This is a genomic window from Streptococcus sp. (genome assembly GCF_041802885.1).
In the GTDB taxonomy this organism is placed as follows: Bacteria; Bacillota; Bacilli; order Lactobacillales; family Streptococcaceae; genus Streptococcus.
The window spans coordinates 1-15,190 of record NZ_JBHCHN010000070.1; the positions used below are offsets into that span (position 1 = coordinate 1).

At 41.5% G+C, this 15,190-nt stretch carries 15 protein-coding genes and 2 pseudogenes; 14 read left to right on the plus strand and 3 right to left on the minus strand.

From position 1 onward, the window contains the following. Positions 1 to 79: 79 nt before the first annotated feature. From ACEYCN_RS09205 to ACEYCN_RS09245, 9 genes and pseudogenes are all read left to right on the plus strand, one after another. Positions 80 to 745 (plus strand): annotated as a pseudogene (locus ACEYCN_RS09205) (DNA methyltransferase); the annotation flags it as partial. 147 nt (positions 746 to 892) lie between these two features. Next, entirely contained in the window at positions 893 to 1,372 is a 480-nt protein-coding gene (locus ACEYCN_RS09210) for a DNA methyltransferase (RefSeq protein ID WP_373713982.1), read from the plus strand. 64 nt (positions 1,373 to 1,436) lie between these two features. Continuing rightward, on the plus strand, positions 1,437 to 1,718 hold the full coding sequence (locus ACEYCN_RS09215) for a CD1845 family protein (RefSeq protein WP_373713983.1): 282 nt from the start codon (positions 1,437 to 1,439) through the stop codon (positions 1,716 to 1,718). Positions 1,719 to 1,793: 75 nt separating this feature from the next. Beyond that, a complete protein-coding gene (locus ACEYCN_RS09220) occupies positions 1,794 to 1,982 on the plus strand; it encodes a hypothetical protein (RefSeq protein WP_373713984.1) in 189 nt (62 codons plus the stop codon). 195 nt (positions 1,983 to 2,177) lie between these two features. After that, complete coding sequence (locus ACEYCN_RS09225; protein ID WP_373713985.1) at positions 2,178 to 3,131, plus strand: ketopantoate reductase family protein; 954 nt, start codon at positions 2,178 to 2,180, stop codon at positions 3,129 to 3,131. A gap of 142 nt (positions 3,132 to 3,273) precedes the next feature. Then, the gene (locus tag ACEYCN_RS09230; RefSeq protein ID WP_373713986.1) at positions 3,274 to 3,459 is read left to right on the plus strand and encodes a transposon-encoded TnpW family protein; all 186 of its coding nucleotides are present in this window, start codon (positions 3,274 to 3,276) and stop codon (positions 3,457 to 3,459) included. 43 nt (positions 3,460 to 3,502) lie between these two features. Beyond that, positions 3,503 to 5,431 (plus strand): annotated as a pseudogene (locus tag ACEYCN_RS09235) (recombinase family protein); the annotation flags it as partial. Between the two features lie 120 nt (positions 5,432 to 5,551). Then, entirely contained in the window at positions 5,552 to 5,959 is a 408-nt protein-coding gene (locus tag ACEYCN_RS09240; protein ID WP_373713987.1) for a hypothetical protein, read from the plus strand. 15 nt (positions 5,960 to 5,974) lie between these two features. Next, positions 5,975 to 6,970, plus strand: coding sequence for a type II toxin-antitoxin system antitoxin SocA domain-containing protein (locus ACEYCN_RS09245; protein WP_373713988.1), 996 nt, complete (start codon positions 5,975 to 5,977; stop codon positions 6,968 to 6,970). A 51-nt stretch (positions 6,971 to 7,021) separates the two neighbouring features. Here the strand turns inward: ACEYCN_RS09245 and ACEYCN_RS09250 are convergent, their stop codons facing one another. Next, positions 7,022 to 7,801, minus strand: a complete 780-nt coding sequence (locus ACEYCN_RS09250) for an ABC transporter ATP-binding protein (RefSeq protein ID WP_373713989.1) — start codon at positions 7,799 to 7,801, stop codon at positions 7,022 to 7,024. Between the two features lie 174 nt (positions 7,802 to 7,975). Here ACEYCN_RS09250 and ACEYCN_RS09255 point away from each other — a divergent pair, with 174 nt between their 5' ends. Both ACEYCN_RS09255 and pflA read left to right on the plus strand, forming a co-directional pair. Next, complete coding sequence (locus tag ACEYCN_RS09255) at positions 7,976 to 9,310, plus strand: hemolysin family protein (RefSeq protein ID WP_373713990.1); 1,335 nt, start codon at positions 7,976 to 7,978, stop codon at positions 9,308 to 9,310. Positions 9,311 to 9,373: 63 nt separating this feature from the next. Next, positions 9,374 to 10,162 carry a pyruvate formate-lyase-activating protein gene (pflA, locus tag ACEYCN_RS09260; RefSeq protein ID WP_373713991.1) on the plus strand — a complete coding sequence of 263 codons (789 nt, stop codon included), beginning with the start codon at positions 9,374 to 9,376 and terminating at the stop codon, positions 10,160 to 10,162. Positions 10,163 to 10,196: 34 nt separating this feature from the next. Here pflA and ACEYCN_RS09265 read toward each other — a convergent pair whose 3' ends face one another. Together ACEYCN_RS09265 and ACEYCN_RS09270 are read right to left on the minus strand one after the other, a co-directional pair. Next, complete coding sequence (locus ACEYCN_RS09265; RefSeq protein ID WP_373713992.1) at positions 10,197 to 11,141, minus strand: DUF4767 domain-containing protein; 945 nt, start codon at positions 11,139 to 11,141, stop codon at positions 10,197 to 10,199. Between the two features lie 37 nt (positions 11,142 to 11,178). Beyond that, on the minus strand, positions 11,179 to 12,876 hold the full coding sequence (locus ACEYCN_RS09270; protein WP_373713993.1) for a M3 family oligoendopeptidase: 1,698 nt from the start codon (positions 12,874 to 12,876) through the stop codon (positions 11,179 to 11,181). Positions 12,877 to 13,011: 135 nt separating this feature from the next. Between ACEYCN_RS09270 and ACEYCN_RS09275 the strand changes: the two genes are divergently transcribed. The 3 genes from ACEYCN_RS09275 to ACEYCN_RS09285 all read left to right on the plus strand — a co-directional run bounded on the left by ACEYCN_RS09275 (position 13,012) and on the right by ACEYCN_RS09285 (position 15,183). Next, positions 13,012 to 13,947, plus strand: a complete 936-nt coding sequence (locus ACEYCN_RS09275) for a manganese-dependent inorganic pyrophosphatase (RefSeq protein WP_373713994.1) — start codon at positions 13,012 to 13,014, stop codon at positions 13,945 to 13,947. A gap of 87 nt (positions 13,948 to 14,034) precedes the next feature. Further along, positions 14,035 to 14,475 (plus strand): rhodanese-like domain-containing protein, encoded by a 441-nt coding sequence (locus ACEYCN_RS09280; protein ID WP_373713995.1) that lies wholly within the window; start codon positions 14,035 to 14,037, stop codon positions 14,473 to 14,475. Between the two features lie 54 nt (positions 14,476 to 14,529). Then, positions 14,530 to 15,183 (plus strand): DUF1803 domain-containing protein, encoded by a 654-nt coding sequence (locus ACEYCN_RS09285; RefSeq protein ID WP_373713996.1) that lies wholly within the window; start codon positions 14,530 to 14,532, stop codon positions 15,181 to 15,183. Positions 15,184 to 15,190 lie beyond the last annotated feature (7 nt).

The window sequence follows — 15,190 nt, forward strand, 5'->3', positions numbered from 1 at the left end:
GCAAGCAAGTAGTTAACGACTACTTTTTTTCAGAATACCCAAAAACACCTGCCATCTATGAGTTTGGAGGTGTTTTCTAATGCCAAGAGACTTCAATGAACGTCCCCATCAAAATGAGAAAAATGAAGCTTTGGGCTATGTGAGAACTCTTATTGACCAAGCTAGGTTAGATGGTCGAAACGAAGAAGTAGCTCATCTCGAAAAAATCTTGAAGCTTCTTAATACCAAGAAGTATGGATTGGTTTGGGAAGAACACGCTGAATTGGTCGAGGAAGAAATGAAAACAAAGATACCTGTTTTCATTGAAGACGAGACCCGAAAAATAAGAGGAAACCCTGAGAATAAGGATTACAATTTTCTCTTGGAGGGGGATAATTTACACAGTCTTCATTTACTAGAAAGAACTCATACGGGTAGAATTGATGTCATTTATATCGATCCGCCATATAATACAGGCAACAAGGACTTTATCTATAATGACAAAATCGTAGATAAAACAGATGGCTATTCTCATTCAAAGTGGTTAAGCTTTATGAGTAAACGGTTAGAGATTGCTCGAAGACTATTATCTGATACAGGAGTAATATTTATTTCGATAGATGATAATGAACAGGCACAGCTGAAGTTACTGTGTGATGAGATTTTTGGAAGTAAAAATTTTATTGCACAGATAACCAGGCAGGTAATTGAAGGTGGCAGTCAATCAACTAACATTAGGAGAGTTCACGATTATGTATTAATTTATGTGAAGAGCATTGAATTAATGACTGTATTTACAGGCTATGAAAAAGAAAAAATTATTTTGGATTTAGAAGATGAACAAGGACGATATGCAAAAGGTAGAGAATTAAATAAATAGGGAGCAGGGTCCAGGAGAGAAGATTCACCAACAATGTGGTTTCCGATAGTAGCTCCTGATGGAACAGATGTCTATCCAATTAGGAGTGATGGTAGCGAAGGTAGATGGCGTTGGGGAAAGAAAAAGTTACTTGAAGCTGTTAAAAATAATAATGTCATTTTTGAGTTTAAGGAAGATGGAAGGTATGTTGTTTATGAAAAGGTAAGGGGTCAAAAAACTGATAGAACGCAGTTTACAACTTGGTTTCAAGATAAATATGTCAATTCAAAGGGGAGTCAATCATTAAAGAAACTTTTTGGAGGTTTAATGTCTGTTTTTGATTTTGCTAAACCAGTGGAACTTATTTATGATTTAGTTTTTATGGCCAATAATAGGAATGCTATAGTTTTAGACTTCTTCGCTGGGTCTCGTGTCATAATAATGACAGAGGCAAATAGTTCAGTTAAATCAAAGGTTTTGAAGCTTCTACCGAAGTTAAAAACTGAAGAAAATGATGGTTTATGTGTTGCTTAGAGCCACTATCTACTAAAATAATGGTTGTAAGCAGCACATAAGCCGAAGAAACAAGAGGTGGTGTATGCGATGGATAATAAAAATACTCTTATTTCCGTTTAGTCTTGTCTTATCAATTTTGACTGCTTTCCTGACATTCCTACTTGGCATTGGAACAGCGTTACTGTATATCATTATGGTGTTCTGCATATTTGGGGCGTTAGCTTCTTTCATTCAAGGAGAAGTCGGTATAGGTGTATCGGGTTTAGTTCTCGGTTTCCTATTTAGTCCTTATGGGCTTCCAATGATAGGAGCGACTGTGATAGCGTTTATTGAATTGATAAATGATAAGATTAAGGCAGTGTAGACAAATTTGAAGTTGTGGAGGAATTTATGAATGGAATAATCTTATATCAATCAAAATATGGATCTACAAAGAAATATGCAGATTGGATTTCAGAAGAAACAGGTTTTCCTTGTGTTGGAACAAAAAAAAGCAGTTATTAGCGATGTACTAAAATATGACACAATTGTTTTAGGTGGCGGATTATATGCTTCTGGAATTGCTGGTTTGTCATTTCTGAAAAAGAATATAAAGCAGCTATCAAATAAGAAGCTATTTTGTTTCTAAATATAATTTAGGTACAAGGATAAGCCGAGAGAGAAAAAGAGCCTTAAAATGCTTACCACCGTTTTGTAGTGAGTTAAATAAAAATATGGTTACAAGAATGAATATTCAGCTTGATGGAATGGAAAAATATGAGAAAAGTGATATAATGGGATGGATGAGAAATTGACAAATTAGAATTTATAGAGGTGTATATGAATGAAAATATGTATTTTAGGCTTAGGTGTGATAGGTACAACTTATGGATATGTATTTCAAAAAGCAGGACATCAGATTGAGCATTTAGTTAGGGAAAATAAAAAACAAAATGTTCCAGCAAAGCTGAATATAACTATATTAGACGGACGTTATGATAATAAGGGAGAAGAAAAAACAGATACATACACTGTAAATCTTGCAAAACCGGATACAAGTTATGACTTTATTCTTTTGAGTGTTTCACGCGGAAAAATAAAAGATGCTATAGCAACACTTTCGCAAAACAACATTACGGGAAGTTTGATATTATTCTGTAACTTTTGGAACAGTCGCAAAGAGATTGAAGAAATAGTAGGTAATTTTAAATACATTATAGGATTTCCTACTGCTGGTGGAAGTATGATACAGCAAGAGTTGAACTGTGTTCTATTTGACCATATAATGCTTGAAAGCAAGGAAAAAGCAAGCATTCCAAACTATAGAGATTTGATAGAACTTCTTAAATCTACAGACCTAAAAACAGAAGTTCCTTATGATATGGTGGAATGGATATGGATTCACATGGCAATAAATGCAGGTGTTACTTCTACTGCTGCACGAGCAGGAAAAATTGATGACCCAAAACAGCTTGCGATTAATCTTATGAGAGATTCCCACGCATTATCTATAGCAGTGAAATCGGTAAGAGAAACTGTTAAAGTAGTAAAAGCTAGAGGGGTCAATTTGAAATTATATAAAAATGAACTTCTTCCTTACAAAATACCTTCTGCTGTCGCAGGTATGATAATGAAACGAATGTTTGCAGGAAATGAGCTCACAAGCAGAATTATGACGTTACATAATGATGTAAAAGACATTATGTATGGATGTAAAAGTATTTATGAGGCTGGGAAGCAAGAAAATCTGGATTTACCCTTATTTTATTCAAATATGGATAAAATCTTTAATAGATAAATTCGTAGATAAATTCAGCTTCATAAATTCCAGTTTGTCGAAGTAAAAAAATCAAATAGGATATTACCAAGAGGAAGTAAAAGCAAATTGCCGATACTTCCTTTTTTGTTGTCAAAAATCCAAAAAACGGAAAGGAGAATTTATGGAAGAACTGAAAAAAAAGGATAAAAACGGCATTAGCACAAAGAGAAAGATTGGAAAGACCACCTATGAGGTTGTTGTCCATTTCAATGAAAATGCGACAGAAACAATGCAAGATAAGTTGGCAAGAATCATGCTGAGGGAGCTTAGGAGAAAATCGGACGAAAAAAAAGATGATTTTGATTAAAAAGTCCTTGACAAGTAGCAACAGGAAAAACGGCAAAATCTATAAAGGCGATAACTTTAATACGGGCTTTATCGTAAAAGATGCCAAGTGGGATGCCAAGATGGTCAACAGGGTCATCACCAATAAGGTATATATCGGCGTGTTGGAACAAGGCAAGACGGCAAAGCTCAACTACAAATCCAAAAGAGAAGTCGATGTAGCAAAGGATGATTGGATCACAATAGAAAATGCTCACGAAAGCATTGTTTTCAAATCCGTATTTGCACTGGCAAATAAAATGCTGCTTCGTGATGTAAAAGCTTCAAAAGAAAATCCGAGCATTCTGTCTGGAATGCTTTACTGTAAAGATTGTGGCAGCCCGATGATTAGACGAAAGGTCAAGTCAAAAGACGGCTACAACATCTTTTATATATGTTCCGAATATAACATCAAGGGCGAATGTACAAGACACAGCATTAAAGAGGATTATGTAATAGGTGCTACCGTTCACGCTCTTAATGATTATCTTTCAAAATATAATGAGCTTCTTAAAAAGTTAAGTAAGATTGATGTTTCTAAGCTCACAATCAAGGCTGATTTCGACTCCTTAAATGTGGAAAAGAAAAAGTATGAAAGGCTTAGAGGTTCTCTTTATATGGATCTGGAAGAAGAACTTATTACCACAGAAGAGTTTGAGAGATTCAGAAAAAACTATCTTCTAAAGATTAGGGAGATTGAGAAACAGATTATTACAAAACAAAAAATGATAGAAGAGTTAAAAGAAAAAATTAAAGATAATCCTATTTTAGATAATGCCTTCATATACTCAAATGATCAATCCTACATTGCTGATGTCTTAAGGAAAGGAGAAGGGAGTTTTATTGCAACTTATGAATTGCAAGAGGGAGTTCCAGATTTTCAATTGATTTCAGTTAAACCTAATGCTAGGTCAGGATTGACGAATGCAGAAGTTGTTGCAGCGCTTAGAAGTCAATTTAAAAAAGACTATGGTCTGGTGGAGCAAAACGGCTATCAGAATCAGGAAAAGCTAGAGAGTTTCGGTTATCAATTTGGAACAAATATTAGACAGAAACTGAGTCAATCTGACAAACTGGAAAGAGATATTCTTTCCGATAAGCTACAAAGTTATCAAGTTGGTGTGACAGTCAATCTCAAAGGGAATCGACTTGATTTACTTAATGCAGAACAAAAAATTCAGTCTCATTTATATCGAGATACTGCCAGTGATGTCAACGCTATTCTAGTTGAGCTTTTTTCTAACCGTAGTGAAGAGCCCCAGAAACGATTTTTAACTCTCAAACCGTCAGAATTTATGGCATTTGTTATTAACAACTATCGTTTAATTAGGAATACTGTAAAAAATGCTGATGCGCAAGGTTTATTTGATAAGCAACTATCCTTGGAGTATGGTATCAGTCATGACGAAGTGGATTTGGTTCCATTTGTTTTACCGAAATATGAAATGTACCAAGTTTTGAAAGGGCAATCAAGGAATGTTTTCACAAAGAATGTTTATCAAGGCTATGGAGAAAATAACTGGGGTAATAGTAAGGCTCCTGAAATTGCATTCGAGAAGTGGCTTGAAGAAACGACGGAAGTTGCTTGGTGGTATCGCAGTAAAGATAGAGGAGAAAAGTACTTTTCAGTTGCCTATGGTCACAAAGCCGAAGGATTTTTCCCAGATTATATTTTCAAAGGCAGGGACGGGGTCACATATATTGTAGAAACGAAGGGTGGAAACAAACAAAATATTGACAGATATTCAGAAGCAAAATTTAAAGCCTTGCGAGAATGGTCTGAAAACCCAAAAACGAATCCTCATGGTGCCAAAATTGCCTTTGTTCGACCTATTAAGAATAGTGATGGGGAAGTAATAGGTATGCTGTTCAACAATACAAGTTGGAAAGAAGATATGACGGATAGCATTCATTGGAAACCCATTAGTAAATTCTTTAGTGATGATTTACTTTAGTGAATTATCACATTAAAGAAAAAAGCACCATTTTTATAAAAATGGTGCTTTTGTTTTGCGTTTACACCCCCAAAATGATAAACTATTTATAGAAATACTGACCTGGTAAAGGAGAGTGGGTTGTCAGTACAGAAATATTCAGAGCAAGAGATTGAAGAGGTATTGGGTCAAATCAAGGAGCTCGTTTCTCAGAACAAATTTATCATTAGTACTGGTGAGAATAGGGTGAAGAATGATGAATTTGCGGATGAATTTAATTTGGATAAAGAAAAGCGCAAACAATTAATACTTAAAATAGAGGTTCGTGATTTTTGTGACTGTGTTCAGTCTCCTAATGTCTATAAGAATCATGATGATTATTTTATATTTGGTCCGTACTTTCTGTTAACAGATATTTTTGGTGACGAAAGACAGGTCCAAGTTTATGCAAAATTTGTCCTTGCCACCAGTAAAACAACGGGTTTAAAAACAATTGTGGTTTCCTTTCATGAGGCCGAAAGGCCGATGAGTTATTATTTCAAGAAATAAGGAGTTGAGTCTATCATGGCAGAAAAAAAAATATTTTGTGAACATTGTTTAGACGATGTTACTTATCATATTGAAGAGCGTGAAATGACACGGAAATTAAAAGGAACAGACTATACCTTCCTGGGCAAGGAGGCTTTTTGTGATGCTTGTACGCAGCCTGTTTTTGTGGAGGACATAGACACTGCAAATAGGCAGGCCCTTTATGACGCCTATCGGAAGGCTAATGACTTAATTTCTATCTCAGAAATAACTAGTCTTTTGAAAAAATACGCCATTGGTGCCAAGCCTTTGTCGGAATTGTTGGGCTGGGGCATCAATACCATCCCACGTTACTTAAAAGGAGACCTCCCCAAATGCTCCTATTCTGATACTCTTTACCGCATTTCTAAAGAGCCAGATTATTTTTTGACCTTGTTAAAAGATGCGAAAGGGAGCTTAAGTTCCCCAACGTATGAAAAAAGTCTCAAAGCGACAGAAAAACTCATAGCAGACGGAGAGGTGCCGAAAGAGCATTTGGCTGCCAATTATTTATTATCAAAAAATAACGAAATTACTCCTTTAGCACTGCAGAAACTCTTGTATTATGTTCAAGGTTTTTCTGTTGCCTTTACGGGGGAATTTATGTTCCAAAGTGATTGTGAGAGTTGGGTTCATGGTCCAGTTTATCGAGATATTTATGAAAAATACCAGGAATTTGGCTGGCAGCCGATTGTGCTAGAAAGCGACTACGATTATAGGCACTGTTTTACCGATCAGGAAATCCAAGTGTTGGACAGTGTTATCTACCACCTTAGTGTCTATAACGGGAAGGTTTTAGAAAAATTCACTCACGAAGAGAGCCCTTGGCTACTGACGCGTGGAGATTTGAAAGAAGATGAGCCCTCAACCGTTGTTATTGAGAAAAAATTGATTGCAGATTTCTTTGTGAGAGTGAGGGATAAATATGACATGCTGACGGTTGATGACATAGCTGCCTACTCAAATGAACGATTTTCCCGCCTTCATTTTTAAACATTCAAAAATACCTCTAACCAATATATTTGGTCAGAGGTATTTTTCTATCTACAACTTCGGTTTAATAAACAGTCTCTCTTCTCCCAGCGGGATCAGCTCGACTTGGTTGCCATAGAAGTCGCCGAGGAGGTCGGTTGTGAGGATGTCTTCCTTGGGGCCCTGAGCCAGGACCTTGCCCTCTTTGAGGAGGAGGACGTGGCTAAAGTCGGCGGTGATTTCTTCGGCATGGTGGGTGACGAAGATAATGGCAGGGGCGGTTTCCAGCTGGCAGATGTGATGGAGGTGCTTGAGGAGGCGCTCTCTAGCCAGCAGGTCCAGGCCGACTGTGGCCTCATCCAGGATGAGAAGTTCAGGGCTTTCCATGAGACTGCGGGCGATGAGGAGGAGCTGGCGCTCGCCCTGAGAGAGGCTGGCATAGGTTCGGCCGACCAGGTGAGCTCCGTCGATACTGGTCAGCATGTCAATGGCCTCATTGAGCTCCTTCTGCCCGTACTCCCGGTAGAGGATGGAGGACTTGTATTTGCCAGTCAGCACGATCTGCTCGGCTAGGAGGTCTGTGGGAAAGCGCTCGGCTAGAAAGGAGCCGACGATGCCGATTTTGGTGCGCAGGGTCGGGATATCGCCTTTGCCAAACTGGATTCCCAAGACAGACAAGTCGCCAGATGATTTCCAGAACTCAGCTGTTAAAATCCGCAGGAGTGTGGATTTTCCAGCGCCATTGAGGCCCAAAATAGCCCAAGTCTGTCCCTTTTCAAATTCCCAGCTGATATTTTCAAGGATATTGTTACCCTGCCTGCGGTAGGTGACCTCTTTCATGGATAAAATCATGTTTCATCTCTCTTTCAACACTTTTTTTCATTGTATCATAAAATGGGAGTCCGTGCGTGATTCCTCTTCTTTTTGGAAAAACAGAACATTTTTTCTGCTGAAAAGCCTGCTATTTCCGTTATGGCTAAAATATGATATAATGGGAGTACTATTCTGAAGAAACAGGAGATTGTCATGGAAGACCCCGGTAGTCAGACCATTTATCTTAAACTCATTGTCTTATTGTTCTTAACCCTTTTAAATGCCTTCTTCTCAGCATCTGAGATGGCTCTGGTCTCGCTCAATCGTTCGCGTGTCGAGCAAAAGGCCCAGGAGGGAATTAAGAAATACGTCCGACTCCAGCAGGTTCTGGAAAATCCCAATAATTTTCTATCCACCATCCAGGTCGGCATTACCCTGATCAATATCTTGTCAGGGGCCAGCTTGGCCAATGATTTGGGAGCTGTTTTTGCTGAGTGGATGGGGAATTCTGCCACTGCCCAAACAGCTGGTTACTGGCTGGCCTTGGCCCTCTTGACCTATATTTCCATCGTCCTTGGGGAGCTCTATCCCAAGCGCATTGCCATGAACATGAAGGAAAATCTGGCTGTTCGGTCTGCTCCCATCATCATTGGTCTAGGCAAGCTGGTCAGTCCCTTTGTCTGGCTCTTGTCAGCTTCGACCAACCTGCTCAGTCACCTGACTCCCATGACCTTTGATGATGCGGATGAGCAGATGACCCGTGATGAGATCGAGTATATGCTGACGCGGAGCGAAGAGACCCTAGATGCAGAAGAAATCGAGATGCTGCAAGGGATCTTCTCTCTGGATGAAATGCTGGCGCGGGAGGTCATGGTGCCTCGAACCGATGCCTTCATGATTGACATCAATGATGACCTTCTGGGCAATATGGAGACGATTCTCCGTCAGAACTTTTCCCGTATTCCTGTCTATGACGGGGACCGCGATACCATCATTGGTATCTTGCATACCAAGCGTCTCTTGGATGCAGGTTTCCGCAATGGCTTTGACAATATCATTCTTCGCCGAATTCTGCAAGAACCGCTCTTTGTTCCTGAAACCATCTTTGTGGACGATTTGCTCAGACAGCTCCGCAATACACAAAACCAGATGGCCATCCTCTTGGATGAGTACGGTGGTGTGGCTGGTTTGGTGACCCTGGAAGACCTCTTAGAAGAGATTGTGGGTGAAATCGATGACGAAACGGATAAGGCAGAACAGTTTGTCCGTGAAATTGCAGAAGACACCTATATTGTCCTAGGAACCATGACCCTCAATGAGTTCAATGATTACTTTGAAACCAGTCTGGAAAGCGATGATGTGGACACCATCGCAGGCTACTACCTGACTGGCGTTGGCACCATTCCGACCCAAGATGAAAAAGAAACCTATGAAGTGGACAGTGGCGATTACCACCTGGTCATGATGAACGACAAGGTCAAAAACGGCCGCGTGACCAAGTTAAAGGTTCTCATTACTAAACTAGAAGTAGAAGAAGAGAAAGACTAAACTTTGTTTGGTCTTTTACTCTGAAATCATGCTATAATAGGTATATAGAAAGTAGGGGAAGAAATGGAAGAAGTAGATTACAGAAAAGTCACTGGTTTGGTTCATTCAACCGAGAGTTTCGGAGCTGTTGATGGACCTGGGATCCGCTTTGTTGTCTTTATGCAGGGTTGCCATATGCGCTGCCAGTATTGCCATAATCCCGATACCTGGGACCTGGTCAATCCTAATGCCAGAGAGCGGACGGCTGAGGATGTGCTCAATGAAGCCCTTCGGTTCAAGATGTTCTGGGGCAAGGATGGCGGTATCACGGTTTCTGGTGGGGAAGCAACCATTCAGATTGACTTTTTGATTGCTCTCTTTACCTTGGCCAAGGAAAAAGGGATTCACACGACCTTGGATACTTGTGCTCTCACCTTCCGCAATACCCCTCGTTATTTGGAAAAATACAACCGGCTCATGGAAGTTACAGACCTGGTCTTGTTGGATATCAAGGAAATCAATCCCGACCAGCACAAGATTGTCACCGGCCACAGCAATAAAACGATTTTGGCCTGTGCGGAGTACCTGTCTGAAATTGGCAAGCCTGTCTGGATTCGCCACGTATTGGTTCCAGGTCTGACAGACCGAGATGAAGACTTGAAGGCCTTGGGTGATTATGTCAAGACCCTGAAAAATGTTGAGCGCTTTGAGGTTCTGCCCTACCACAATCTGGGTGAGTTTAAGTGGCGGGAATTGGGCCGTCCATACCCGTTGGAAGGGACCAAGCCCCCAAGCAAGGAACGGGTTGAAAATGCGAAAAGGTTGATGGAAACAGAATCCTATCAAGATTATCTGAATCGGATCAAGGGATAAGCAAAAAAGCTTGGAATTTCCAAGCTTTTTTACTTTATTCATAATAAGCTGTGGCAACGACAGAGTAACTATCGGTTACGATGTCTCTCAATTCGAGTTGGCCATTTGCGTTGATGCGGTAGAGTGAGGCACTGGAGGCTACATTTGGGTCCGCTCCGTTCGCCCGCATGGTTGGACTATCGTGGTTTTCACGAACCTCGATATAAACCAGTCCGTCTGATGATTTATCAATGCCAATCACTTCAGCAAGAAAATCATCCTTGGTATAGGGAGAACCATATCCCGTTGCCTTATGGGCCCTGGCCCAATTGGAGCATTGCTGGATGGAGAGGTTTTTGGTATCTATTGCTGGATTGGTTGCCGGTTTAGAGGTAGTGGTTGGATGTTGTTCAGTCACGAGAGAAACGAAGAAGTTTTTTAAATCAACATTCTTTGTTTCTGTAAAATAGAATTTATTTTCGGAATTTCCCTGATTTTGTTCGCTAATCCATACCTGAGGTTTGCCATCCTTGATGGTAAAGAGATAAAGATGGGAGCTTGGACTCTGACTATTTTCAATATCTGAGTAGGTCGCTACCAAGGCATACTGGCCAGATGGTGCGTTGCCATTTTTGGACCAGCTTAGTGTAGGTTGTTCCCCATTAAAGTCAAGAGTAAAGTTCTTGGGCTTAGTTAGCTCATTGGGGATTGCTACTCCATAAAAATTCCCATTTTTTTCAGGAGTATATTGGACATAGGTCTGAGCTGGGGAGAAAGTTTGACCCCATTTCTTGATAAAATCAGCTAACTGCTGCTCTTTCTTCTCTGACCAAGGTCCGGCCTCTGTAGAGGCTTCTGTTGTGATTTCCTTACTGGTGCTTTGACTAGTGGTTGTAGCTTGCTTGGTACTTTTTCGCGTATCCTCAAATGTTGGTTTGCTACAGGCCGATAGAGCTAAAATAGCGAGCAAAGTGAGTGCGAAGAGACTATATTTTTTCATAGACATACCTCCAGTTATGTTATTTGGAATGAAAAATTTAGAGCTCTGTATCGTCAATGCTATCCAAATAGGACATAGCGGCAGTGATGGTGGACTCAAGGGCGCCTTCCTTGAATGGGGATTGGAGTCTGGCTGCTTCTACAATTTGGAGGAAGGTCTTGGTGCCGCCCAAATCACAGATGCGTAAATAGTCTTCCCAGGCCGTTGGGTCTTGGTCTACTTGTGTGCGTTTCCAGAATTGGAGGGCGCAAACCTGGGCCAGAGTATAGTCGATATAGTAGAAGGGGCTGGCAAAAATATGACCTTGGCGGAACCAAAAACCGCCTCTGCTTAGAAAATCAGATTCAGAATCATCACGGTCTGGCAAGTAGAGTTCAGACAGTCTTCTCCATGTATTTTTGCGTTCTGTCGGGGTCATCTCAGGATGTTCATAGATTTCGTGCTGGAAATGGTCCACCAAAACTCCATATGGCAGGAAGAAGAGGGCGCTGGCTAGATGGCTGAATTTATATTTGTTTACTTGGTCTTTGAAGAAGGATTCCATCCAAGGCCAGGTGATAAATTCCATGGACATGGAATGGATTTCACAGGATTCGTAGGTTGGCCAGATAACCTCTGGAGAAGGAATCCAGCGAGAGCGGAAGACCTGGAAGGCATGACCAGCTTCGTGGGTCAAGACATCAATGTCCGCACTGGTTCCATTAAAATTGGCAAAAATGAAGGGGCTTTGGTAGTCAGCAATATAGGTGCAGTAACCTCCCGTATCCTTGCCCTCCTTGGCCAACAAATCCAACAAATCATGCTCGACCATGAAATCAAAGAATTGGCCGGTTTCAGGTGACAATTCCTGATACATTTTTTTGGCTTGTGCCACCAATTCTTCAGGACTGCCTTTTGGAGTGGCATTGCCGTCCAAGTATTCCAAAATCAGGTCATAGTATTTAAGGTCAGGAACTTGGATGCGTTTGGCTTGGCGTTGGCGGAGCTTTTGCACGGCAGGGACTACATGCTTTAGAATTTCTTCACGGTAAACCTTGACCATGTCTCGGTTGTAATCGAAGCGGTTCATCATCTTGTAGCCGTATTCGACGTAGTCCTTGAATCCCAAAGTGGTCGCAATTTCATGCCGGGTTTTGACCAGTTGGTCATAGATGCGATCAAAGTCAGTTTCATGCTTTTCAAAAAAGCTGGTCATGGTTTCAGCAGCTTCTTTGCGGGTAGCGCGGTCGATAGATTGGTTAAAGGGCCCCATTTGAGAGAGGTTGTAGGTTTGACCACGGAAGTCTAGTTGAGCAGTAGCCATGAGATTGTTATACTGATCCACCAGTTCATTTTCCTTTTGGAAAAGAGGAATGGCATCAGATGAAAAGGTTTGAAGCCGATTTTCAGCCAGCATAAAGAAAGTTTCTGGTAAAAGATCTGCCAAGTCTGGGCGATAAGGGCTGTCCACGATGACTCGGTAGTAATTGGTCCAGAGTTCGTCAAAGAGCGGGTTATGCTCGTTCCAAAATACCGTTTCTTGGTTGTAAAACTCATCCCGCATATCAATGGAATGGCGGATGCTCCAGAGATTCATCTGGGTATCCACTGCAGAGCTGATAGCCGTAATATCTTGCACGATTTGGCGGGCTGCTTCGGTCGAAGCAGCAACTGCTAATTTTTCAGTCAAGTCAGCCATCTTAACCTTGATGTCATCATAATTTGGCCGTGAATAAGTGTAGTCTGTGAATTTCATAGGGTTTCCTTTCTATTCTTCCTACTTCTATCTTACTCCAAATGAAAGCGATTTGCAAATCTAGGTAGAAGGGATTTCACAAGTTTTAAAAATTATGATAGAATAAAGCGATTATAGAAAAAGAGGTTTTAAAAAATGGCAAAATTTTTAGTTTTTGGTCACCAAAATCCTGATACAGATGCGATTGCGTCTTCCTATGGCTGGGCTTATTTGGAGCGCGAAGCTTGGGGCCGTGATGCAGAAGCGGTAGCCTTGGGGACTCCTAATGAAGAAACAGCCTTTGCTTTGGACTACTTTGGCGTGACTGCGCCGCGCGTGGTAACATCCGCAGTAGCAGAAGGCGTGAGTCAAGTTATCTTGACCGACCACAATGAATTCCAGCAGTCCATCGCAGACATCAAAGAGGTGGAAGTGGCAGCGGTTATTGACCACCACCGGGTGGCAAACTTTGAAACAGCCAACCCTCTCTACATGCGCTTGGAGCCAGTTGGCTCAGCCTCCTCTATCGTTTACCGGGCTTCAAAAGAGGCTGGCATCACCCTGCCAAAAGAAGTGGCAGGCTTGCTCCTGTCTGGTCTCATTTCTGACACTCTCTTGCTCAAATCGCCAACCACCCACGCATCAGACCCACAGGTGGCAGCAGAATTGGCAGAGATTGCAGGTGTCAACTTGGAAGAGTACGGTTTGGCTCTCCTTAAAGCTGGTACTAACTTGGCTAGCAAGTCAGCAGAAGAGTTGATTGACATCGATGCCAAAACCTTTGAACTCAATGGTAACAATGTCCGTGTCGCTCAGGTCAACACAGTGGATATTAATGAAGTTTTGGAACGCCAGGAAGAAATTGAAGCCGCCCTTTCAGAAGCTATCGTTACAGAAGGTTACTCAGACTTTGTCCTCATGATTACAGACATTGTCAACTCCAACTCTGAAATCCTAGCCCTTGGTGCCAATATGGACAAGGTGGAAGCAGCCTTCAACTTTACTCTGGAAAACAACCATGCCTTCTTGGCAGGAGCCGTTTCTCGGAAAAAACAGGTTGTTCCTCAGTTGACAGAGAGTTTTAACAAGTAAGCATAAAAGGCAGTTCACCTGCCTTTTTTCATTATCCAATGCTCTTTCTGCCCCAAAGTAGGCTTTTTTTGATACAATAGGCTTACTATGAAAAAAATGATTACTTTTTGTCTCATGCTTTCTCTCACTATGCTGACAGCCTGTCAAACTGCCACATCTCAAAAGGCTGCCTCGTCTGACTCGAACTCGGCCATTGATTGGAGTCAGGCAGGTCCTGATGCCCAGAAAGAACAGATTTCCTTTGCGGATGTCAAAGCGGATGTGGAAAAGGGCGCCAAGTTCTATGATGTCCGCAGTGAGGATGAGTTCAATGCTGGCAATTTTGGTATTACAGATAGCCTTCCTATTGCTGAGTTGGAGGCCGGAATTTTGCCAGAATTACCTAAAGATACCAAAATCTATGTTCATTGCCTAAGAGGCATTCGCTCGGCTAAGGCTGTTGAAATCTTGCGGGAAGCAGGCTTTAGTCAAGTCTATGATTTGGGAGGACTGGAGCAGGTTGAGGCCATTGGTGGAAAGATCGAATAGAAGTAGGATTGGCTTGCTGCTTGTGCTTTTTCGGGCCTGTGCTATAATGGTTCTATGATTAAAATCTTCCATACAAACAGAATGACCAGGCAGCCTTTTTTTCAGGCCCTAATCCATTATCTCCACGAACATCAGGATGAGACCCTGCGCCAAATAAAGGCAGCTTTTGAAGGGGAAAAAAATCTAGACCGGCAGCTCGATGCCTATATCGAGGCGGGTTACATTCATCGGAAAAATCGCCGCTATCAAAATGCCTTTAGGCTACTGGATTCCTTGGAGGGACTGAGTCTGGACCAGGAAATCTTTGTGGATACGGAGTCCGAACTGTTTGACCAGCTCAAAGAAATCACATTTTGCCAGCAAATGACCAACGCTACCAACGACTTGGTCATCGAGGAAGAAGTGGATTTGATGCGGGAAAGATTGACTCTGGATTCCTACTTTTACAAGATGCGGACCCAGGAAGAACTTTCTGAGGACCAAAAGAAACTCTATCAGATTCTGGGAGATGTCAATCCAGACTACGCCCTCAAGTACATGACCAGTTTTCTGTTGAAATTCACCCGAAAAGACCGGGTCATCCAAAGACGGCCAGATATTTTTGTTCAGGCTCTGGTTACCTTAGATTTTTTGGAGGAAATCTCACCTCAGACCTATGCCCTGACGATGGAGATGGATCCTGAGCAACTGATTTTTAGGAAAATATAAAAGACGA

Excerpts from the sequence above, each read along its gene's own strand:
- pflA (WP_373713991.1), top strand. The coding sequence starts at position 9,374 with ATGGAAGAAGTAGATTACAGAAAAGTCACTGGTTTGGTTCATTCAACC.
- ACEYCN_RS09210 (WP_373713982.1), top strand. The coding sequence starts at position 893 with ATGTGGTTTCCGATAGTAGCTCCTGATGGAACAGATGTCTATCCAATT.
- ACEYCN_RS09250 (WP_373713989.1), bottom strand. The coding sequence starts at position 7,801 with ATGATTTTATCCATGAAAGAGGTCACCTACCGCAGGCAGGGTAACAAT.
- ACEYCN_RS09225 (WP_373713985.1), top strand. The coding sequence starts at position 2,178 with ATGAAAATATGTATTTTAGGCTTAGGTGTGATAGGTACAACTTATGGA.
- ACEYCN_RS09265 (WP_373713992.1), bottom strand. The coding sequence starts at position 11,141 with ATGAAAAAATATAGTCTCTTCGCACTCACTTTGCTCGCTATTTTAGCT.
- ACEYCN_RS09280 (WP_373713995.1), top strand. The coding sequence starts at position 14,035 with ATGAAAAAAATGATTACTTTTTGTCTCATGCTTTCTCTCACTATGCTG.
- ACEYCN_RS09245 (WP_373713988.1), top strand. The coding sequence starts at position 5,975 with ATGGCAGAAAAAAAAATATTTTGTGAACATTGTTTAGACGATGTTACT.
- ACEYCN_RS09285 (WP_373713996.1), top strand. The coding sequence starts at position 14,530 with ATGATTAAAATCTTCCATACAAACAGAATGACCAGGCAGCCTTTTTTT.
- ACEYCN_RS09215 (WP_373713983.1), top strand. The coding sequence starts at position 1,437 with ATGCGATGGATAATAAAAATACTCTTATTTCCGTTTAGTCTTGTCTTA.
- ACEYCN_RS09270 (WP_373713993.1), bottom strand. The coding sequence starts at position 12,876 with ATGAAATTCACAGACTACACTTATTCACGGCCAAATTATGATGACATC.
- ACEYCN_RS09255 (WP_373713990.1), top strand. The coding sequence starts at position 7,976 with ATGGAAGACCCCGGTAGTCAGACCATTTATCTTAAACTCATTGTCTTA.
- ACEYCN_RS09220 (WP_373713984.1), top strand. The coding sequence starts at position 1,794 with ATGCAGATTGGATTTCAGAAGAAACAGGTTTTCCTTGTGTTGGAACAA.
- ACEYCN_RS09230 (WP_373713986.1), top strand. The coding sequence starts at position 3,274 with ATGGAAGAACTGAAAAAAAAGGATAAAAACGGCATTAGCACAAAGAGA.
- ACEYCN_RS09275 (WP_373713994.1), top strand. The coding sequence starts at position 13,012 with ATGGCAAAATTTTTAGTTTTTGGTCACCAAAATCCTGATACAGATGCG.